This is a genomic window from Novosphingobium sp. P6W (assembly GCF_000876675.2).
Lineage (GTDB): Bacteria > Pseudomonadota > Alphaproteobacteria > Sphingomonadales > Sphingomonadaceae > Novosphingobium.
Map to the genome: position 1 here is coordinate 2438391 of NZ_CP030352.1, position 21499 is coordinate 2459889.

The following is a 21499-nucleotide window of genomic DNA, read 5'->3' on the forward strand; positions in this document are numbered from 1 at the left end:
ACCCCTCCGGCAGATCGGCGGCCAGGCTTTCCCTGACCGCCGTTCTACCGGTTCCACCGTGTCCGTGGATGCAGCGTTAAGGCTTTTTCGCGCCTTTGAGAAATTACTTAAGGTTCACGCTGCAAACGATTTAATCGTCTTTGTCGATCACCATCCGTCGCACTTAGAAGTTGGACGACACCGTGAAGCCCCAGGTGCGCGGATCGCCCGGCAGGCCGGCGATCAGGCCGGTATTGCCCGGACCGACGAACAGCTGCTCGTAGTAGTTCTGGTCGAAGGCGTTGCGGACCCAGCCATAGACGTTGAAGCCCGCCTCTGTGCGGAAGCCCGCGCGGAAGTTCGACAGGCTGTACCCGTCCACCCAGGTATAGGCCGAGGCCGAGGGGTTGGACGAGAAGTTGGTGCGCACGCTGCCGTCATAGCCCACGTATGCCTCGCCTTCCTTGCCCAGGATGGTGGCGGGCACATTGGCCTCGGCGCCGAACGAGAACGAGAACTTCGAGACGCCCGGCAGGCGCTGGCCCGACACGTCGCAGTTGGCCGGGCTGAGGCCGGGGGTTCCGGCAGCAGCAGGCACCTGCCCCGCGGCGACGGTAGTGCCGCCTGAAAGTTCCGGCGGGCACGGCGCGTCGACGAACTTGCGGTAGGTCGCATCGGTGTAGGCGCCGTTGACGTAGGCGTTGAAACGCTCGCTCGGGCGGACGGAGAAATCGGCCTCCAGACCTTGCGAACGCACCGCGCCGGCATTGGCGAGGTAGCCGCGCAAAACGCCGAACTGGCCGTTGTTGACGTTGGCCTGGTAGTTCTTGATGTCGGTGCGGAAGATCGAGAGATTGAAGATGATACGACGATCCCAGAACTGGGTCTTGATGCCGGCTTCGTAGTTCTGCACCGATTCGGGCTTCACCGTGGCCGAGGCCAAGATCGGGTTGTTGGCGGCGTCGGTCGGCACGCCGTTCTGGTTGATGCCGCCCGACTTGAAGCTCTTGGCATAAGTCGCATAGACCAGCACGTCCGGCGTGACCTTGTAGCTGACGTTGAAGTCGTAGCTGAAGTTCCAGTCGCTGAAGTTGGGCGAAATCTCCTGCGGCGTGAAGATCGCCAGCTGCGCGGTCTTGACCGCGCTGGAGGGACCGCTCAGCAGGATTTCGTCGCCCGCACCGTTGAAGACGCGGCGCTGGTAATACCCGTCCTTCTTGTCGTAGTTCAGGCGCACGCCCGGCTGCACTGTCAGTTCCGGCGTGAGGTGCCAGCTCACCTGACCGTAGAGCGCGGCGCTGGTGTTCTTCAGGTACTGCGTGTTGTAGGCGACCAGGCCGTTGAGCGTGGCCGGATCGCAGGCCAGCTGGTTCGCTGCGGTCGGCCCGCAGCCCGAAGACCCCGGAGGAACCTGGGCATTAGTACCTGGATTGATGTTCCAGCGGCTGGACGCGGCGCCGTGCTGTTCGGTGCCCTGCGTATCGATGCGCTGGTAGAAGCCAAACGCACCGGCCACGAAGTCGAACTTGTCGCCGCTATAGTTGTAGCGCAGTTCCTGCGTGTACTGATCCTGCTGCGAGGGGTTCTGAGACTTCGAGACGATCGGCAGGCCGGTGAAATCACGGTCGTTCTCGGGCTTCCAGTCCCAGAAGCGCCATGCGGTGACCGAGGTCAGGGTGCCGGGTCCAACGTCCCACTTCACCCGCACCGAGGCGCCGCCGATCTTGTTGCCGGCGTTGAGGTTGGCGTCGAGATCGGTGCGGCGATCGAAGGCATTGGTGCTGGACGGGGCATAGCCCTGCGCGGCGGCAAGCGCGGCGAACTGACGGTTGAGCGCGCGCTGGGTGGCGCCGGTGCGCACGTAGACCGAGCCGCAGCACGCCGCGTCCTGCACGCTGTAATCGCCCGCGAAGGTGATGTTGAGGGTGTCGGTCGGCTTCCACAGCAGCTGGCCGCGAAGGCCCAGATTGTCCTGGCTCTGGATCCAGCGGTTGGAGGTGACGTTGTAGATCGTACCCCGGCGACTGGTGGAGGAAATGGCGAGGCGCGCCGCCAGCGTTTCGGACAGCGGCCCGGAAATCGCCGCCTTGGCCTGCTTGAAGTTGTAGTTGCCGACGGAAACCTCGGCCTTGCCTTCGAAATCGAAGGTGGGCTGGTTGGTGGTGATGTTGATGGCGCCGGCAGTGGTGTTCTTGCCGTAGAGGGTGCCCTGCGGCCCGCGCAGGACTTCGATCTGAGCGACATCGAGGAAGTCGAACGTGGCCGAGGCGACGCGGGCGTTGTAAACGTCGTCGACGTAGATGCCGACGCCCTGCTCGATGCCGTCGTTGGTCAGGCCGAACGGCGCACCCAGCCCGCGGATGTTGACTGCGGTGTTGCGCGGGTTCGACGAATAGAACTGCAGGGTCGGCGTGATCTGCTGCAACCTGCCGACGTTGAACGAGCCGGTCGCGTCGATGTGGTCCCCGCCCACGACCGAGATCGCCAGCGGCACTTCCTGGCTCGATTCGTTGCGGCGGCGGGCAGTGACGACGATGTCGACGCCGCGATCACGCGCGCCGGTGCCGATCGAGGTCGTGCCCTGATCGTCGTCTGCAGAAATTGCTGAAGCCGCGTTTGCGGCGACGTCCTCGGCGCCATCCTTGGCTTGAGCCGAAGGCAGGCCGATTGCGGCAGACGCCAGAATGGTGGTCGCAAAGAGACTGCTGCGGACGAACGAATGCATTGCTTCAAATCCTTTGTCAGGGAATTGAATGCACCCGGTGGTCCGGTATGCATGTGCTGGCCGGCCTGCCCCCTCACAGGACCGTCAGTATCGATCGAGGTCCGCACGGGGCCGCTTCCTTGAGGAATGCGGATCACGCGCGGGCAGGCTTGCGGGAAGATGCATGGAAGCCAACGGACTGCCGGCCACCCTCATATGATTTTCCTGCAGGCCATTTCGCCTCTTGTTGAGCATCTCTAATCTCAACTGATTTGGTGGACAATAGACTTCAGCTATCAGGCGATAAAGCGAAACTGCTGCGCTGCAAAAATGCATCGCCGCCGCGTCGACACGCGATGAAAAAAGGCCGAACGAACCCGCAATTATTGACAATTATAACCGTATAGGTTATATGACCCAGCATCCGCTGATCTGACGTACAAGGATTGGCGGTGTATCGGGTCGGCGCCGTGGGCCGGACGCGAGCGCAAGCCGTGGACCACGCCACCAGCGTCCGACCGGATCGGTTCTCGATTCCCCTTCATCGGGGCAATCATTCAGGTCTTCCGCACTCGGCCCGCCTCCCACGAAGAGGGGGCTTCGCGGATGCCCTTCTCGAAGCGGCGGCTTTTGCGAGTCCGTGCGGCCGTTTCGAACCGATCCGTCAGGACCGAGCCGGGCTGTCGTAGCCGCTATCCGGCCGTTCGCACCAAAGGCCACCCTCCTCGCGTCCTTGCACTGGACGCCCCGACGCCGACCCGATGATCCTTTCGGTTTGCGTGCATTTCCCCGGCGTTACCCCGCATTCGCCAGCGGGCGCATTCGCATGCCCGGGGGAATCAGTTCCTCCCCGAGACTGCCTCAGGGAGGAATTTTCGCGTCAGGCGGCGACGTCCTTGGGGGCGTGCTTGTTCATCAACTTGTACGCGCGGGCATACCAGTCGCTGCCGGGATAGTTGCGTTCCAGGACGGCGGCGGCCTTCTGGGCTTCTTCCGGCACGCCGATCGCGAGGTAACCTTCGACCAGGCGGAACAGCGCCTCGGGCGTGTGGCTGGTGGTCTGGAAGTTGTCGACCACGTTGCGGAAGCGCAGCGTCGCCGCCAGCCACTTGCCGCTATATTCGTAGGACCGGCCGATGGTCATTTCCTTGCCGGCAAGGTGATCGTTCACAAGGTCGATCTTGAGCTTGGCGTCGGAAGCGTAGGACGTGCCGGGGTAGCGGCGCATCACGTCGGTCAGCGCCTGCTTGGCCTGCTCGGTGGTCTTCTGGTCGCGCGTGACGTCGCTGATCTGTTCGTAATAGCAGATCGCGATCAGGTAGTACGCGTAAGGCGCGTCCTTGTTGCCCGGGTGGATCGACAGGAAGCGCTGCGCCGACTGGATCGCCTTGTTGTAATCGCGAGCGGCATAGTAGCTGAACGCGCTCATCAGCTGGGCGCGGCGTGCCCAGGGCGAATAGGGGTGCTGGCGCTCGACTTCGTCGAAAAGCGCGGCGGCCTGCTTGGTGCGGCCGGTTTCCAGACGCTGCTGGGCAGCGGCATAGAGTGTATCGACATCGCGGGCGACATAGGCGGTGTCGCGGTTCTTTCCTCCGCCACCCCCACAGCCTGCGGTCAGCACGATCGCGCCGGTGGCAGCGACAAGGAGGGCGGTCTTCAGGCGCGAACGTTCGAACATGGACGGGTCTATAGCCAGCGCTTTGCTGAACGCCAAGTGAAGTTGCGCGCCTTGTACCGGTGCATTTGTCGCAGTGTGTGCGCAGCCTGCCCGCACCTCGCGGATCAGGGCGGCGCAAAACGCCCGATGCGGCGCGATTTGCGCATGCTGCGCCATTGCCTGCGCGCCTTCGCGTGCCCTACTGTCGGCCCATGTCAGGCAGCAGCGACCTCTACTCCCCCGTCATGTCCGATGCCCTGGTGATCCTGGGCGCGGCAGGCATCGTCATCCCGGTCTTCAACCGTTACCGCATCACGCCGGTGATCGGCTTCATCCTCGTGGGATTGCTGGTCGGCCCGTTCGGGCTGGGGCGGCACGTGTTCGACGTGCCCTGGCTCGCGTACTTCACGATCACCGACCCCGACGGGCTGGACCTTTTCGCGGAGTTCGGGATCATCCTGCTACTGTTCTCGATCGGGCTTGAGCTATCGTTCGGGCGCCTGTGGCAAATGCGGCGCATGGTGTTCGGACTGGGGTCGCTGGAACTGCTCGTCATCGGCGGCTCGCTCACCTTCATCCTCGCCGCGATCGGGCAGAGCTTCGCGGGCGCGATGGCGCTGGGACTGGCGCTGGCGCTGTCCTCCACCGCGCTGGTGCTCAAGATCACCGAAACCACCACGCCGGTGGGCCGCGCCGCTTTGGCCATGCTGTTGTTCGAGGATATCGCGCTGGTGCCGATCATCTTCCTGCTCGGCGCGCTGGCGCCCCATGCGGGCAGCGGTGTGGGCGAACTGCTCCACACCCTGATCTGGGGCACCGTGGTGATCGCCACGCTGCTGATCGCGGGCCGCTACCTGCTGCCCCCCCTGTTCGCCCAGGCCGCGCGCACCAAAAGCCCGGAACTGTTTCTCGCCGCCAGCCTGCTGGTGGTAATCCTCGCCTCGCTGGCGACGGCGGCGGTGGGCCTTTCACCGATCGTCGGCGCGCTGGTTGCCGGCCTGCTCATCGCCGAGACCGAATATCACGCCGAGGTCGAGCAGATCATCGAGCCGTTCAAGGGCCTGGCGCTGGGCGTGTTCCTCATCACCATCGGCATGAGCATCGACCTTGCGGTGGTGTGGGAAAACTTCGGCTCGATCCTGATCGCGACGGTTGTGGTGATCGTGCTCAAGGCCGTAGTCACCGGGTTGATGCTGCGCATCATGGGCGCCCGGCGCGGCACCGCGACCGAGACCGGCATCCTCATGTCCAGCCCTTCGGAAACCACGCTGATCGTGCTCACAGCGGCCACTTCGGCGCAGTTGATCCAGCCCGGCACCGCGCAGTTCTGGCAGATCGTCACCGCGCTGGGCCTCACCATCACCCCCCTCCTCGCGCTGGGCGGCAAGATCATGGGCAAGCGCGTCGACGCCGCCGACACCCCGCACCAGCCGGTGAAGGATGACGGCAAGCCGCGCACCCTGATCGTCGGTTTCGGCCGCGTCGGCCATCTCGTCGCCGACATGCTGGCCCGCCACGGCCAGCCCTACCTCGCGGTGGACAGCAACACCGACCTCATCGCCGAGGGCCGCCGAGGCGGCTACGCCGTGGCGTTCGGCGATGCCGGGCGCGGCGACGCACTGCTGCGCCTGGGCGCAGGAGAAGCGGCGGCGGTGATCCTCACCATGGACGAGCCGGTCACCGCCCAGCGCATCGTGCGCAAGCTGCGCCTCCAGTTCCCCGACCTGCCGATCCTGGCCCGCGCCCGCGACGCCGACCACGCCGCCCAGCTCTACCGCGCCGGGGCCAGCTATGCCGTGCCCGAAACGCTCGAAAGCTCGCTGCAACTGAGCGAGGCCGCGCTGGTGGAAACCGGCGTGGCGATGGGTCCGGTGATCGCCTCGATCCACGAAAAGCGCGACGAATTCCGCGAAATGATCATGGAACGCGGCGGCCTGTCGGAAAAGCCCTCGCTGAAATCGGGCCAACTGCGCGAAGCGGAAAAAGCCTGACCGCCGAGCGCTACCCAATCCTGGGTTCGAAAACAGACCATCCGGTGCGCTGGACAAGCCGCTCCAGCGCCAGTTGCCCCAGGTGCGAATTTCCTTCCTCGTTCAGCCCGGGCGACCATACCGCAATGCTGGCGATCCCCGGCGCCACCGCCAGGATTCCCCCGCCCACACCAGACTTGCCCGGCAGGCCGATCCGAAATGCAAAGTCGCCCGAGTTGTCGTAATGCCCGCAGGACATCATCAGCGCATTGATGCGCCGCGCCCGGCTTTCGGTGACGATGCGGTGCCCTTCGCTCCGCCCGCCATCCATCAGGAAACGCCCCGCCAGAGCCAGTTGCCGGCAGCTCATCGCCAGCGCGCAGAAATGGAAATACGTCCCCAGCACCATGCCGACATCGCCGTGGATATTGCCGAAAGCGCGCATGTAATTGGCCAGCGCCATGTTGCGAAAGCCGGTGTCCTGCTCGGCCTGCGCCACGGTTTCGTCGATGCGGATCGTATCGTCGCCCGCCAGTTCGCGCACGAAGCGCAGCATCTGCGCAATCGCCTCGCGCGGTTGCAGGCGCCCCAGCAGCACATCGCACACCACGATGGCCCCGGCATTGATGAACGGATTGCGCGGAATGCCGTGCTCGGTCTCAAGCTGGACGATCGAATTGAAAGCGCTGCCCGAAGGTTCGCGCCCTACCCGGCTCCACAGCTGGTCGCCCACCGCGCCCAGCGCCAAAGTCAGCGCAAAGACCTTGGATACCGACTGGATCGAAAACGCCTCCTCGGCATCGCCCGAGGTATGGACGGTGCCGTCGGCCATCACCACCGCCAGCCCGAACTTGTCGGCAGGCACCGAGGCCAGCGGCGGAATATAGCTGGCAACGGTGCCGCGATGCTGTGCACCGCGCATCTCTGCGGCGATCTCAGCGACGATTTCAGCGATCGACGGCTTTTGCACCTACTAGTCCCCCACCTGCCCGGCTCAGCGCCCGCAGTAACCGCCGCGATCACTTCTTCGCGTTGTTTACCACGGCCAACCCGAAAGGCTGCTTGAGACGTTTCAGCCGCGAAGCTTCTGCCCAGAGACGGTTCTCCGGGTCAGATTCGGTGGTCAGGGTAGCGAGAAAACCGCTCCGAACCGGCTTGAGCGTAATGCGGACCGCCTCCTCGCTCGGGCCGGCACCGCTCTCGTACCGTTCGACGTAGCGGAACGCGAAGCCCTCCGCCGTTCGCTCCAGCGGGGCGATGTACGAGGTGTTGCACCAGCCTTCGCAAAGCACCGCCTCGACCATCGGCTTGCCGCCTTCTGCAAAGAAACGCAGTTCCAGACCGCCAAGATCGCCGGTCTGCTCGGACATCCGCACCGAACCGTACAGGCCCGCAGGCCAGACTGGAGCCTCATCGGCCGCAGCGGGCGCGGCGAACAGCAACGCCAGCGCCGCCATCAGAGGGCCGCGGGCGCAGTTCACCCCGCCAGCGCCGCCTTGACCGCAGCGATTGCCTCTGCCGCCTTGTCGCCGTCGGGTCCGCCGCCCTGTGCCATGTCAGCGCGGCCACCGCCGCCCTTGCCGCCCAGCGCCTCGACGCCCTTGCGGACGAGTTCAACGGCGCTGACCGTGGCGACCAGATCTTCGGTAACGGCAGCAGCGATGCTCGCCTTGCCCTCGTTCACTGCGACGATTGCCGCAACGCCCGAACCAAGCCGCTGCTTGGCCTGATCGAGCAGCCCGCGCAGGTCCTTGGGATCAAGCCCTTCAAGAACCTGGCCGGAGAACTTGATGCCGTTCACTTCTTCATCCGCAGCCTCGGCCTTGGCCGAACCACCGCCCAGCGCGAGCGCCTTCTTGGCTTCTGCCAGTTCGCGCTCCAGCTTGCGGCGCTCGTCGAGCAGTGCGGCAACGCGCGCTTCGACGTCCTCAGGCGTGGTACGCAGCAGGCCGGCGGCGTTCTTGAGCGCGTCTTCGCGGCCGACCAGCCACTGGCGCGCGCCTTCGCCGGTCATCGCCTCGATACGGCGCACACCCGAAGATACCGCGCTTTCGGCCACGATGCGGAACACGCCGATGTCGCCGGTGGCGCGCACGTGAGTGCCGCCGCAAAGCTCGACCGAATAGGAACGCTCGCCCGAATTGCGGCCCATCGAAAGCACGCGAACTTCATCGCCGTACTTCTCGCCGAACAGCGCCATTGCGCCGGCGGCAACCGCATCGTCCGGCGCCATTAGGCGGGTGAGCACCTGTTCGTTGGCGCGGATCTCGGCGTTGACCTCTGCCTCGATCACCGCCACGTCCTCGTCGGTCAGCGGCTTGGGGTGCGAATAGTCGAAGCGCAGGCGCTCGGCGCCGACCATCGAGCCCTTCTGGGTCACGTGGTCACCAAGACGGCCCCGCAGCGCCGCGTGAAGCAGGTGAGTGGCCGAGTGATTGGCGCGGATCGCATCGCGGCGCGTAACATCGACCACGAGGTTGACCACATCGCCCACCTTGATCGTGCCCGCATCGACGCGGCCGTTCATCGCATGAAGGCGGCCAAGCGGCTTGGCGGTATCCTCGATCGTGATCGCAAGCGCGCTGCCACCCGATCCAGCGCCGCCGGTGATGGTGCCGGCATCGCCGACCTGACCGCCCGATTCGCCGTAGAACGGGGTCTGGTTGGTGAGGACGGTAACGCTCTCGCCGGCGCTGGCGGTTTCCACTTCCTTGCCGTCACGCACCAGCGCAACGACGCGGCCTTCGCCGCTGGTCGAGGTGTAGCCGGTAAACTCGCTTGCACCTTCGCGCTCGGCGATGTCGAACCAAACTTCGCTGTCGGCAGCCTGGCCAGAGCCCTTCCACGCAGCGCGGGCAGCAGCCTTCTGCTGCGCCATGGCGGCATCGAAGCCGGCCTTGTCGACGGCGATGCCGCGCGAACGCAGCGCGTCCTCGGTCAGGTCGTAAGGGAAGCCGAAGGTGTCGTAGAGCTTGAACGCAGTTTCGCCGGGCAGTTCGCCGCCCTCACCCAGGTCTGCGGTCGCTTCGTCGAGGAGCTTGATGCCGTTCGACAGGGTGCGGCGGAACTGGATTTCCTCGCGCTCCAGCGTTTCCTCGATCAGCGGCTGCGCGCGGCCGAGTTCGGGATAGGCCTGACCCATTTCCGCAACGAGCGCCGGCACGAGGCGGTGCATCAGGGGATCGCGCGCGCCGAGCAGATGCGCGTGGCGCATGGCGCGGCGCATGATGCGGCGAAGCACGTAGCCGCGTCCCTCATTGGACGGCAGCACGCCGTCTGCAAGCAGGAAACTGGTCGAGCGCAGGTGGTCGGCGATGACGCGGTGGCTGGCGCGGCTGTCCCCCTGCGCGGCCACGCCGGTCAGGCTTTCGGACGCAGCGATGAGCGCCTTGAAAGTGTCGATGTCGTAGTTGTCGTGCACGCCCTGCATGACCGCCGAGACGCGCTCCAGCCCCATGCCGGTGTCGATCGATGGCTTGGGCAGGTTGCCGACGATTTCGCCGGCCGACTGCTCGAACTGCATGAACACGAGGTTCCAGATTTCGATGAAGCGGTCGCCGTCCTCTTCCGGCGATCCCGGAGGGCCGCCCCAGATGTGGTCGCCGTGATCGAAGAAGATTTCCGAGCAGGGTCCGCAGGGACCTTCATCGCCCATCGCCCAGAAGTTATCTTTCGTGGGGATGCGGATGATCTTGCTCTCGGGCAAGCCGGCGATTTTCTTCCACAGGTCGAATGCTTCGTCGTCCGTGTGATAGACAGTGACCAGCAGCTTCTCGACGGGGAGCGCCCATTCCTTGGTCAGCAGGTTCCAGGCGTTCGTGATCGCCTGCTCCTTGAAATAGTCACCGAAGGAGAAGTTGCCCAGCATTTCAAAGAAGGTGTGATGGCGGGCGGTGTACCCGACGTTGTCCAGATCGTTGTGCTTGCCGCCGGCGCGCACACACTTCTGCGAAGAAGTGGCGCGCGGGACCGAGCGCGTCTCAAGCCCGGTGAACACGTTCTTGAACGGCACCATGCCGGCATTCACGAACATCAACGTCGGGTCGTTGTAAGGAACGAGCGGCGCTGACTGAACGGCCTCGTGACCATTGCTGGCGAAATAGTCGAGGAAGGACCGGCGGATTTCGTTGGTCGTCTGCATAGTTTGGGCCGATAATGCACGTGCGCGAGGTCGGCAAGCGCTTGTCTGCGGTCAGACTGTTCGGGAATCACGATAAGACGGTCGAATTCCGCTTCGCTGTGGCGAAGACAGCCCACTGAAGCGACCGTTCGCCAGGTGCGGCGAGGTATGGGCGGTCTACAGCGAATTGCGTAAACCACCCGCGGCTATCCAGCATCCCGCAGATGGTCCCCTCCCCGAGCACGCTCGGAGAGGGAGTGGTTTTTTAGTCGTCGTCGCCTTCCGACGGACCAACCATCATCTCTTCGGCGAGGCCTTCGGTTTTGGTGCGGATCGCCTTTTCGAGGCGGTCTGCAACCTCGGGGTTCGCCTTCAGGTAGGCCTTGGAGTTTTCACGGCCCTGACCAATGCGGATCGAATCGTAGCTGAACCACGCGCCCGACTTCTCGACGATGCCAGCCTTGACGCCGAGATCGAGAATTTCGCCGATCTTGGAGACGCCTTCACCGTACATGATGTCGAATTCAACCTGCTTGAACGGCGGTGCTACCTTGTTCTTCACCACCTTCACGCGGGTTGCGTTGCCGACGACCTCATCCTTGTCCTTGATCGCGCCGGTGCGGCGGATGTCGAGACGGACCGAGGCGTAGAACTTCAAGGCGTTGCCGCCCGTCGTCGTCTCCGGGTTGCCGTACATGACGCCGATCTTCATGCGCAGTTGGTTGATGAAGATCACCATGCAGCGCGAACGGCTGATCGAGCCGGTGAGCTTGCGCAGCGACTGGCTCATCAGGCGGGCCTGAAGACCGACGTGGCTGTCGCCCATCTCACCTTCGATTTCAGCGCGGGGAACCAGCGCAGCCACCGAGTCGACCACCAGAACGTCGATCGCGTTCGAACGCACCAGGGTATCGACGATTTCGAGCGCCTGCTCACCCGTGTCGGGCTGCGAAACGATCAGTTCGTCGATGTTGACGCCCAGCTTCTTGGCATAAACCGGGTCGAGCGCGTGCTCGGCGTCGATGAACGCGGCGGTGCCGCCGGTCTTCTGCGCCTCGGCGATGACGTGCAGCGCCAAGGTGGTTTTGCCCGAGCTTTCCGGGCCATAAATCTCGATCACGCGGCCGCGCGGCAAGCCGCCGACGCCAAGCGCGATATCGAGGCCGAGCGAACCGGTGGAGATCGCTTCGACCTGCATCGTCTCCTTCGAGCCCAGCTTCATAGCCGAGCCCTTGCCGAACGCTTTGTCGATCTGGGCAAGCGCTGCCTCTAGGGCCTTTTGACGGTCCATTGCGTCCTTTTCCTTGCCTTCCTGGATCAGCTTGAGCTGAGCAGCCATGTCTCTTCCCCTTTGCTACCGGGCTGACCGGAAAGGTCAACGTCACGAAGGGGTGTGTATTCTCTTTGTTCTCATAGAACAAGAGGAGAACTTCGGCGGATTTCCGTTTTTTAACGGCTCCCTGCCGTGCGAATCAGCTCTGGGCCATATGCGCCAGAACTTCCCCGACTTTTTCTGACAGTTGCTGCACCGAGAACGGCTTGGGCATGAACCAGGCGTTGGGGATGCCGATCTGCTTGCGCAGTTGCTCCTCTGCATAACCGGACATGAACAGAACCGGCAGGTTCGGAGCAAAGCGGCGAATCTCGCGCGCCATGGCCGGGCCGTCCATCGTTGGCATGACGACGTCGGAGACGACGATGTCGAACTTGCCGCCTTCCTGCACTAGTTCCAGCCCCTCCTCGCCGTCGCGCGCGCAGGTGACCTGATAGCCCTGGCGGGTGAGCGCGCGTTCGGCGACGATGCGGACCGGGTCCTCGTCCTCGACCAGCAGGATCGAGCCACCGCCCGCCCACTGGGTCGGCGGGGCTACGGGCTTGGCCTGGGCGATCTCGGGGGTGCTGCCGGGGGCAACGTGGTGGACCGGAAGGTAGACTGTGAAGCGCGTTCCCTTGCCCACTTCGCTTTCCGCGAAGATGAAGCCGCCGGACTGCTTGACGATGCCGTAGACGGTGGAGAGGCCGAGGCCAGTGCCTTTGCCTTGCTCCTTGGTGGTGAAGAACGGCTCGAAGATCTTGCCAAGGATTTCAGGCGGGATGCCGCCGCCCGAATCCTCGACGATGAGCGCGGTATATTCGCCTGCCGGGATGATCTCGCTGCGCATCGCGCGCACGTCGGTCGTGGTGACTTTGCGGGTGGCGAGGACAAGGCGGCCCGAAGCATCGCCGCGCGATTGCATGGCGTCGCGCGCATTGACGACGAGGTTGACGATGACCTGCTCGATCTGTGTCGGGTCGGCGCGTACCGGGCCGAGATCGCGATCGTGGGTGGCGACGAGCTGGATCTTCTCGCCGATGAGGCGGCGCAGCATCTGCGAAACGTCGGCGACGATATCAGGCAATTGCAGGGTTTCCGGGCGCAGCGTCTGCTGGCGCGAGAAGGCGAGCAACTGGCGGGTCAACGAGGCGGCGCGGTTGGAGTTCGCGCGGATCTGCTGGATGTCGTCATAGTCCGAATCGCCGGGAGTATGGCGCATCAGCATGAGGTCGCAGGTGCCCAGAATGGCGGTGAGCACATTGTTGAAATCGTGCGCAACGCCGCCCGCAAGCTGGCCGACCGCCTGCATCTTGGTGGCCTGCGCGACCTGGCGCTTGAGGCGGATTTCCTCGGAAGTATCGGTCAGGCCGAGCAGGACCGCAGCCTCCCCCAGCCCGCGCACGCCTGCAAGACTGAGCGACACCGGGTCCTCGGGCTGCGCCACCAGACGGATGGCGAGGTCGCCCGCAGCGGCAGGCCCTTGCGCAAAGCGGCGGATGGCTTCCGACAGCGCTCGCTTGTCGTCCTTCACGACTAGGTCGGTGGGGTAGGTGGGCGGCTCGTGGCCTTCGTGGCCAGCCGCGCGCATGAAGGCGGGGTTGGCGAAAAGCAGGCGGCCGTCCCGGTCGGCCATCGCGAGGCCGAGTGGCAACTGGCTGAGCAGCGCTTCGAGGTGTGGCGCAGCGCCCGTGCCCCCGGCGCTGGCGCCAATACCCTGCCCCGCTTCGATGACCAGCATCAGCGAGGGCGTGGTATTGGGATCAGGCTCGTTCGCACTGTCGGGGTCGGCAACGGGGACGTGGTAGAGGACCAGCGCCCCGCCGCGTCCGCTGTCACGGGCCCAGCCGATGCGCTCGCCTTCCTCCTGGCTGAGCAACGAAACGAAATCGGTGCCGGTGACGTCGGTCTTGGCATCGCCGACAGCGCGCAGGGCAAAGCCCGTGCTGGCGGCGCGAATCGTCCCGTCGGGATCGACCAGCGCTGCGCCGATGCCGGCCTTGGCGAGGCCGCGTCCAAGTTTGCCGTCGAGCTGGCCGACGAGTTCGGCCACGGGGTCTGCCGCGCTTTCAGTCGAGATGCGCCATACCAGAAAATCGTCGCCGCGCCCGGCTCGGCGCACATCGGCGCGCCAGTGCCCGCCCTCTTCGTCGGCGATATCGGCGGTGCCGTGGCCGTCGCGCCAGGCGCGGCGGGTGGCATCGGCGAGGCGTTCGAGCGAGGCATGGGTGACCGGCAGGCGCGGCGGCGCGCTGCCCGCGCCGAACCACGCCTCGAAACAGGGATTGCCGCAGGTCAGTCGGCCCGCGCGGTCGGTGACAGCGATCGCCATATCGGGCCGCTCGATGGCAGCCACGGTGACGGACCAGTCAGGCTGCGCGAAATCGGCATCGGCAACCGGCCCGCGGCGACGCGAAAGCGCCCATGCGAGCGCCCCCAGCCCGGCCATCGCCGCTACGAACACCGCCATCAGCAGGCTATCGCCCGAGACCAGCCAGACCAGCCCGGCGCTCAGCATAAGGGCGACGGCAACGACCAAAAGATCAGGAGCGGGACCTGCTCGATCGGCGGCGCGATCGGCGCTCACCTTCATGCAGCGTTTTCCGACTTGGTGGGAACGGGAACGGCCGCACTATCGGCCCTGACCGGACGCAGGCGGCGGGCATGATGTTTGCGGCCAATCCACCAGCGCCAGAACCACATCGACAGGACATAGCCCAGCGCCGCGCACACGGTGGAGATCACGAAGAGGCCCACCAGCAGCGCCGGTGCAGCGTCGGACAGCAGCCAGCTGCCCCATGCGCCTACGCCTGCGCCGCTTTCGTAAAGGGCGTAAAAGGTCGACAGGTCGGCGTGATACCCCAGATGGTTGCCCAGCCAGATCGAGGCGGCGAGGATGAACGGGGTCGTCGCAGGATTGGACAGGAAAGTCATTGCCGCAGCCAGCGGAATGTTGCCACGGCACGGCACGCACATCATGGCGGCGCCGACGATCTGGACGCCGGGGATCAGCGCGAAGATGCCAACCAGAAGGCCCACAGCAACCCCGCGCGGAACCGAGCGGCGGGTGAAGCGGAACAGTTCCTGACGCCGTGCAAGAGGCGCGGTAAAGCGGTTGCCCTCAAGCTGTTCGTGCGTCGGCATCTGCCGGTGGAGCCACGCCCCCATGCGGGAAAGCATCCTGCTCATGTCATCCGTGATCGCGCATGATTCGGGCCTGATCGCGCTTCCATTCACGGTCCTTGATGGTCGTGCGCTTGTCGGCCGCGTTCTTGCCCTTGGCGAGCGCCAGTTCGACCTTGGCGCGGCCCCGGCTGTTGAAATAGATCGACAGCGGAACCAGGGTCATGCCCTTGCGCTCCACGGCACCCTGGAGGCGCGAAATCTCGCGCTCATGCAGCAGCAGTTTGCGGGGGCGCTTGGGGACGTGGTTGAAGCGGTTGCCGTGGCTGAATTCAGGCACGTTGGCGTTGACCAGCCAGCATTCGCCCCCGCGAATCTCCGCGAAGGATTCGACGATCGACCCTTCACCGAAACGGAGCGATTTCACCTCGGTGCCGGTAAGCGCGATTCCCGCCTCGAACTTGTCCTCGATGAAGTAATCGAAACGAGCCTTGCGGTTTTCCGCAACGGTCTTGGCTTTGTCGAAAAGAGAGTTTTGGGGGCGTGCCATGATCGCTTGCATGTAGGGACGTGCGCGGCAAAAGAAAACGTCCCATCGCGCCGCTTTCGGACGGGAAATCGCACAAAACCGGCAGACGGTTCAATCGCGGCGCGGATAAAGGCCATTATCCGCGCCGCGCAGACCCGGTGAACTTACAGCAGGCCGGCGTGAACCAGCGCTTCGTCCACCGCCTGACGGGCCTTGTCGCCGCAGGGGACGAGCGGCAGGCGCAGTTCGTTCTCGATCCAGTCGTGGACCTGCGCCAGGGCGTACTTGCACGGCCCGGGCGAGCTGTCCTCGAACATCGCGTAGTGCAGCGGGTAAAGCAGATCGTTGAGGCGGCGCGCTTCCTCTAGGTCGTTGGCGGCGCAGGCGGCCTGGAACTCGGCGCAGAGCTTCGGCGCGACGTTGGCGGTCACCGAAATGCAGCCCACGCCGCCGGCTGCGTTGAACGGCAGCGCCAGTTCATCGTCGCCGCAAAGCTGCACGAAGTCCTTGCCGATGCCCATGCGGTGGTCGGTCACGCGGGAAAGATCGCCGCTGGCATCCTTGATGCCAATGAAGCGGCCGGGGTGACGACGGGCCAGTTCGCACACGGTTTCGGGCAGCAGATCGGTCACGGTGCGGCCGGGCACGTTGTAGAGCACGATCGGCAGGTCGATGTTCTCGGCCAGATAGCCGAAGTGGGCGAGCAGGCCCTCCTGGCTCGGGCGGTTGTAATATGGCGCCACCAGCAGCGCGGCGGCGGCGCCGCACTTCTTCGAGAACGTCATGTGCAGCAGCGCGTTGGTCGTATCGTTGCTGCCGCAACCGGCGATGACCGGCACCCGGCCCGCCGCCTGCTCGATGCAGACTTCGATCACGCGGTGGTGTTCGGCGTTGGAAAGCGTCGAATTTTCGCCGGTGGTGCCGCAGGGCACCAGAGCGGACGAACCCGACTCGATCTGCCAGTCGACGAGGCGGCGAAAAGCCTGTTCATCGAACGCTCCGTCGCGAAACGGTGTGACAAGCGCGGGAATGGAACCGGAGAACATGGACTTTACCTCTGGTGGTGTTCAATGATCGGCCCTGACGGGGAACCACCCCCGCTGCCCGGACTTCACGTTCAGCGCCTGATAAGGAGCCTCTTTCCAAAATGTCCAGCATGTTGCGCACCCCTCACCTGCTGCTGAGCATTTCCCCAGCCATTTTTGCGGCATTCGCTTTCGCCGCGCCCTCCCTCGCTCAGGCCCAGTCTTCCGACGGGCGTGAATGGGATGCGGCGCGCGCGCAGTCGATGCAATCGCACGATATGGCGGTCCATCAGTCGATCGACCGCTGGAAGCTGCTTTCCGCCAACGACCGGATGGGGTTTGCCGCCTACACCAGCTTCCTGCTGCGCTATCCCGGCTATCCCCAGCAGGACAAGCTACGCGGATTCGCGGAAAAAGCCCTTCTTACCGAATCGCCCGATGCCGGATCGGTCATCGCTTTCTTCGATCGCTTCGAGCCGCTGGGCAGCCGGGCCGCAGGACGCTACGCTGCGGCGCTATCGACGATGCGCCGCGCCGATGCGGCCACCAATGCCGTCGCCGCCTGGCGCAAGGGCGCGCTGACCCCGCAGGACGAAACCGCGCTATACTCGCTCTATCAGAGCCGGCTGACCAGCGCGGACCACGATGCACGCATGGACGCGCTGCTGTGGCAGGGAGAAACGGCCCAGGCCGAGCGGCAGATCTCGTTTGTATCCCCCGCCCGCCGCGCCGAGTTCATGGAGCGGCTCTCGCTGCTGCAGGGCATGACGCCGGGCACCATGGGCGTGACCCTGCCCGCGCAGATTTCGTCCGATCCGGGCTATGTCTACAACCGCGCTGTGCAGGCGCGCCGGGCCGGTAACCTGCAGGGCGCTATCGCTCTACTCGCCAACCGCCCGCCATTGGCCCGCCCGGTGCCCGAACAGGAACTGTGGGTGAAGGAGCTGCTGACCGCCGCGCGCGGTGCGGATGCCAGCAGCGCGGTGAGGATCGCCTCCTCCATCGATGACGGCTTTGCCCCCGGCACCGACATCAGCCGCCTCTCCTTCCGCGTGAGGGACGATTATACGACGCTGATGTGGCTGGGCGGCACCAAGGCGCTCTGGTCGCTGGGCGATACGCGCCGCGCCGCGCCGCTGTTCTACCGCTACGGCGCCGCCGCGCAAACGCCCGGCACCCGCTCCAAGGGTTTCTACTGGGCAGGCCGCGCGCTGGCGCAGGGCGGCGACATGGGGGGCGCCAACCGCTACTTCGAAATGGCTGCGCAGTATCCGCAGTACTTCTACGGCCAGCTCTCGCTCGAACGCCTGCGCCGGCCGATCCCCAACCTCGACACCCGCTCCACCGCTGTGCCCAGCCAGGCCCAGCGCGTCTCGTTCCAGTCGCTACCGATCACTCTGGCCGTGCGCGATGTCGCCCGCGATGGAGATTGGCGCACGGGCGTGCAGTTCTACCGGGAAATTTCCGACCAGGCGCAAAACGCGGAGGACCACGTCCTTGTCGCCGAACTTGCGCAGCAGATCGGCCGCCGCGACCTTGCGGTGATCATGGGGCAGAGCGCCCATGCCGATGGTTATGAGGAATTCGGCCAGATCGCCTTCCCTCTCCTCCCCACGCCCGCAGGCACCAACTGGACAATGGTCCATGCGCTGGCCCGGCAGGAAAGCCAGTTCGCGCAGAACGCCCTCAGCCATGCGGGCGCCAGCGGTCTGATGCAGCTGATGCCGGGCACCGCGCGCGAACAGGCCGGCAAGCTGGGCCTGCCCTACGATCAGTCCGCGCTCGTCAGCGATCCGGTCTACAACATCCGTCTGGGCGACGGCTATTTCGCGCGGATGATGGACTACTACGGCGGCGCTACCCCGCTTGCCGTCGCGGCCTACAACGCAGGGCCAGGCAACGTGAACAAGTGGCTGCGTGCAAACGGCGACCCGCGTACCGGGACCATCGAATGGATCGACTGGATGGAGCAGATCCCCATCTATGAGACCAAGAACTACGTCCAGCGCGTGCTGGAAAACGCCGTGGTTTACGAATCGATGTATCCCGGCAAGTCCGACTATACCGGAGCCAACAAGCTGAGCCGCCTGATGCCCGGCAAGCGCGCGCCGGGCTGATCGGCCTTCAGCCCATGCCGTCCAGTCGGAACAAGGTTCCGGCATGGGCGGCAAGGTGGATGCTCACCGCATCGCGAACCGGAGCCAGAGCGCGCCGCTGCCACAAGTCGCGCAGCTTTGCCGGTCCCGCCATGCCTACGGTGCGCAAGGGTACGGTGACGTCGCGGGGCTTGTCGCCGGTGTTGAACAGGGCAAGGTAGCGGGCCTTGCCGTCTTCACTCCATGCCGACCAGGCGCGGATGCCGTCTTCGAGGAAATGCGGGGTATTGCCGGTGCTGCGCTGGTTGACCGCAAGCACTTCCGGGTTGGTCAGCAGCGCCAGCGTCGCATCATCGAGATGGCGCAGATCTCCGCCCATGATCAGCGGGGATCGGGCGATCGACCACAGCGTCATCAGCGTGCGCTGTTCGTCCGGCGTGAAACGAGTGTCGCGCTCGCCCAGTGCCAGCCGGCCCAGCGGCAGCATGTCGGCATCGGGCCAGGAACCGGGGCCGCGATAGGGCGTCCAGTTTTCCAGCCGGGTGAACTGCGCTTCGAGCTGCGCCCATTCGTCCCAGAAATCGTCGGAAATGCGCCACATCTGGGCATGGCGGCGAACATGCTCGCCCCGCAGCACCGGCGTTTCGCCGGGTGACAGGCTGAGCATCATCGGCCGCCCGCAGCGGGCGATGGCCTTGGCCGCTGCCTCGATCTCGGGCGCATGGGAATCGTAGGGACGGCTCATGTCGTCCATCTTGACGAAATCGACGCCCCACGAGGCGTAGAGCCGGAACAGACCATCGTAATATTCCTGCGCGCCCGGCTTTGTCATGTCGACGCCGTACATGTCCGGGTTCCACGAACAGATGCTGGACGTGTCGGCAATGTCCTGCGCGCGGTAAGGGGTGCCCAGCACCGGCAGGTTCTGCTTCACCGCATGACGAGCGATGCCGCGCATTACATGGATGCCGAACTTCAGCCCCATCGCGTGAACCTTCGCCGCCAGCGGAGCAAAGCCCCTGCTCTTTGCTGCCGAGGGAAAGCGGTTGGGCGCTGGCACCAGCCGCCCGTGGGCATCCAGCGCCGGAACCGGGTTGGCGTTATAGGTATAGCTGCTCGCCTCAGGCTCATACCACTGGATGTCGACCGTGAAGACATCGTAGCCGGAGGGCAGCAGCTTATCGCGCATGATCGCGGCGGTTTCGAGCGCCTGCGCCTCGGTGATCGTACCTGCGAAACTGTTCCAGCTGTTCCACCCCATCGGCGGACGCGGCGCCAGCTTGGTCGTCGGTTGCAGCGCGGAACCGCTGGGCCTCGGAGCGGAAGCGGGCGCTGCGCCTGCCTCGAAACCAAGCCCTCCCAGCGAAACCGTGGCCGCGAGAATGGCCGTCCGGCGCGACATATCCATGGCAGTGCTCCCTCTCTCCGCCTTGATGGCCGGCTTTATTTGTCGGACTAATGGATGCAATGCAACCGGGGAGAGTGCACTGCGCAGGTCTTGGCCGGCACCGCGCGGCTATCTAAGCATCGGATATGAACCTCACCGGTCCCCCGATCAGCCCCGCAGGCATGGCCTCCCTGCGCGCCCGCTACGACCATCTGCTCGGCACGGAGCGCCCTGCAATCGTCGAAATCGTCTCATGGGCAGCAGGCAACGGCGACCGCTCGGAAAACGGCGACTATCTCTACGGCCGCAAGCGCATGCGCGAGATCGACCGCGAACTGTCCTACCTCGCCCGCCGCATGAAGGCGCTGCGCGTAGTCGACCCTTCGGCGCAGGGCGAACGCGGCAAGGTGTTCTTCGGCGCCACCGTGGAACTGGCCGACGAAGAAGACGAGCGCCTCATCCTCACCATCGTCGGCGATGACGAACAGGACGCCTCGGCAGGCCGCATCGGCTGGAGCGCCCCCATTGCCCGCGCCCTGCGCGGCGCCGCGGTAGGCGACCTGCGCATCGTGCGCCTGCCCTCCGGCGAGAAGGAATGGGAGATCATGGCGATCACTTACCCTTGAGCCGATTTCCGATCCGACTGCGTCGGCCAGCCGCTCCAGGCTTTTGGTTTATCGCATTTTCCGAGTCGTCAGGTGATCCCGCCTGATTGGAAAATGCTTCAAGTTCACTTTGCCTTTCGCGCCGGCCTCGGCTTAACGGGCGGCATGGAACTGACCGTCGAAGCCATCTCCTTTCTGATCGCCATCGCTTTCCTTTCAGGCGGCGTGGACGCGCTTGCCGGAGGCGGCGGACTGCTGACGATCCCGGCGCTCATGGCCGCCGGGATACCGCCAGTCTCGGCGCTGGCGACGAACAAGCTGCAAAGCACGATCGGCACCGCATCGGCGTTCCTCACCTTCCACCGTGCGGGCCATGTCGACCTGAAGGCTTTCGCGGTCCCGGCGCTGGGCGCCTTCCTCGGCTCGCTGGCGGGAGGCACCGCCGTCCAGTTCATAGAACCGGCCTTTCTGGCCGCCTTCGTGCCGGTGCTGCTGATCGCGATGGGCCTGTACTTCCTGCTGGCCCCGCCGATGAGCGAAGTGGACCGCCATGCCCGCGTCGGCCGCCGGGGGCTGACTCTCATCACCACCGGTATCGGTTTCTACGACGGTTTCTTCGGCCCTGGCACCGGATCGTTCATGACTACCGCGCTGGTGGCGCTGGGCGGGCTCGGCCTCGTGCGGGCCATCGCCAATACCAAATTCCTGAACCTTTCCACCAACATCGCCGGGCTTGTGGCGATGATCGCGGGCGGCAAGGTGCTATGGCTACTGGGCGCTGGCATGGCCGCCGCCAATGTCGCCGGGAACCAGGTCGGCGCGCGGCTGGCCATGCGTTTTGGCGGGAAAGGCGTGCGGCCCCTGCTGGTAGTCATGTCGTTCGCGCTGACGATCAAGCTGCTCTCCGATCCGGCCAACCCGCTGTGGAGCTTGTTCTAAAGCGTTTTCTAATCAGGTGGAAACCTGATGACTCGGAAAAACGCGGCAAACCA

At 65.0% G+C, this 21499-nt stretch carries 15 protein-coding genes; 4 read left to right on the top strand and 11 right to left on the bottom strand.

Annotated features, from left to right (window positions below; genetic code table 11):
* Positions 1-163 precede the first annotated feature (163 nt).
* The gene (locus tag TQ38_RS11770) at positions 164-2704 is read right to left on the bottom strand and encodes a TonB-dependent receptor (protein ID WP_043980568.1); all 2541 of its coding nucleotides are present in this window, start codon (positions 2702-2704) and stop codon (positions 164-166) included.
* Between the two features lie 859 nt (positions 2705-3563).
* Entirely contained in the window at positions 3564-4361 is a 798-nt protein-coding gene (locus TQ38_RS11775) for an outer membrane protein assembly factor BamD (RefSeq protein WP_043980643.1), read from the bottom strand.
* Positions 4362-4552: 191 nt separating this feature from the next.
* Between TQ38_RS11775 and TQ38_RS11780 the strand changes: the two genes are divergently transcribed.
* Positions 4553-6331, top strand: coding sequence for a cation:proton antiporter (locus TQ38_RS11780; RefSeq protein ID WP_043980570.1), 1779 nt, complete (start codon positions 4553-4555; stop codon positions 6329-6331).
* Between the two features lie 10 nt (positions 6332-6341).
* Here TQ38_RS11780 and TQ38_RS11785 read toward each other — a convergent pair whose 3' ends face one another.
* From TQ38_RS11785 to dapA, 8 genes are all read right to left on the bottom strand, one after another.
* A complete protein-coding gene (locus TQ38_RS11785) occupies positions 6342-7265 on the bottom strand; it encodes a glutaminase (protein ID WP_255417971.1) in 924 nt (307 codons plus the stop codon).
* A 64-nt stretch (positions 7266-7329) separates the two neighbouring features.
* Positions 7330-7791 carry a hypothetical protein gene (locus TQ38_RS11790; protein WP_043980572.1) on the bottom strand — a complete coding sequence of 154 codons (462 nt, stop codon included), beginning with the start codon at positions 7789-7791 and terminating at the stop codon, positions 7330-7332.
* A complete protein-coding gene (gene alaS / locus TQ38_RS11795; protein ID WP_043980574.1) occupies positions 7788-10451 on the bottom strand; it encodes an alanine--tRNA ligase in 2664 nt (887 codons plus the stop codon). Before alaS ends, TQ38_RS11790 begins: the two co-directional genes overlap by 4 nt.
* A 244-nt stretch (positions 10452-10695) precedes the next feature.
* A complete protein-coding gene (gene recA, locus TQ38_RS11800) occupies positions 10696-11769 on the bottom strand; it encodes a recombinase RecA (protein WP_043980575.1) in 1074 nt (357 codons plus the stop codon).
* Between the two features lie 133 nt (positions 11770-11902).
* A complete protein-coding gene (locus TQ38_RS11805; protein ID WP_043980576.1) occupies positions 11903-14335 on the bottom strand; it encodes an ATP-binding protein in 2433 nt (810 codons plus the stop codon).
* Complete coding sequence (locus tag TQ38_RS11810) at positions 14332-14931, bottom strand: DUF2062 domain-containing protein (RefSeq protein WP_082057990.1); 600 nt, start codon at positions 14929-14931, stop codon at positions 14332-14334. The genes TQ38_RS11805 and TQ38_RS11810 overlap by 4 nt, the downstream gene beginning before the upstream one ends.
* Position 14932: 1 nt before the next feature.
* Positions 14933-15415 (bottom strand): SsrA-binding protein SmpB, encoded by a 483-nt coding sequence (gene smpB / locus TQ38_RS11815; protein ID WP_007678650.1) that lies wholly within the window; start codon positions 15413-15415, stop codon positions 14933-14935.
* Between the two features lie 143 nt (positions 15416-15558).
* Entirely contained in the window at positions 15559-16440 is an 882-nt protein-coding gene (gene dapA, locus TQ38_RS11820; RefSeq protein ID WP_043980577.1) for a 4-hydroxy-tetrahydrodipicolinate synthase, read from the bottom strand.
* 101 nt (positions 16441-16541) lie between these two features.
* Between dapA and TQ38_RS11825 the strand changes: the two genes are divergently transcribed.
* Positions 16542-18536: a lytic transglycosylase domain-containing protein gene (locus TQ38_RS11825; protein ID WP_043980579.1), complete on the top strand. Its 1995-nt coding sequence runs from the start codon at positions 16542-16544 to the stop codon at positions 18534-18536.
* Between the two features lie 7 nt (positions 18537-18543).
* Here TQ38_RS11825 and TQ38_RS11830 read toward each other — a convergent pair whose 3' ends face one another.
* Positions 18544-19923: a glycoside hydrolase family 27 protein gene (locus TQ38_RS11830; protein WP_082057991.1), complete on the bottom strand. Its 1380-nt coding sequence runs from the start codon at positions 19921-19923 to the stop codon at positions 18544-18546.
* A gap of 125 nt (positions 19924-20048) precedes the next feature.
* Between TQ38_RS11830 and greB the strand changes: the two genes are divergently transcribed.
* Together greB and TQ38_RS11840 are read left to right on the top strand one after the other, a co-directional pair.
* Positions 20049-20528 (top strand): transcription elongation factor GreB, encoded by a 480-nt coding sequence (greB, locus tag TQ38_RS11835; protein WP_043980581.1) that lies wholly within the window; start codon positions 20049-20051, stop codon positions 20526-20528.
* A 93-nt stretch (positions 20529-20621) separates the two neighbouring features.
* Entirely contained in the window at positions 20622-21446 is an 825-nt protein-coding gene (locus TQ38_RS11840) for a TSUP family transporter (protein WP_240197874.1), read from the top strand.
* Positions 21447-21499: the final 53 nt, after the last annotated feature.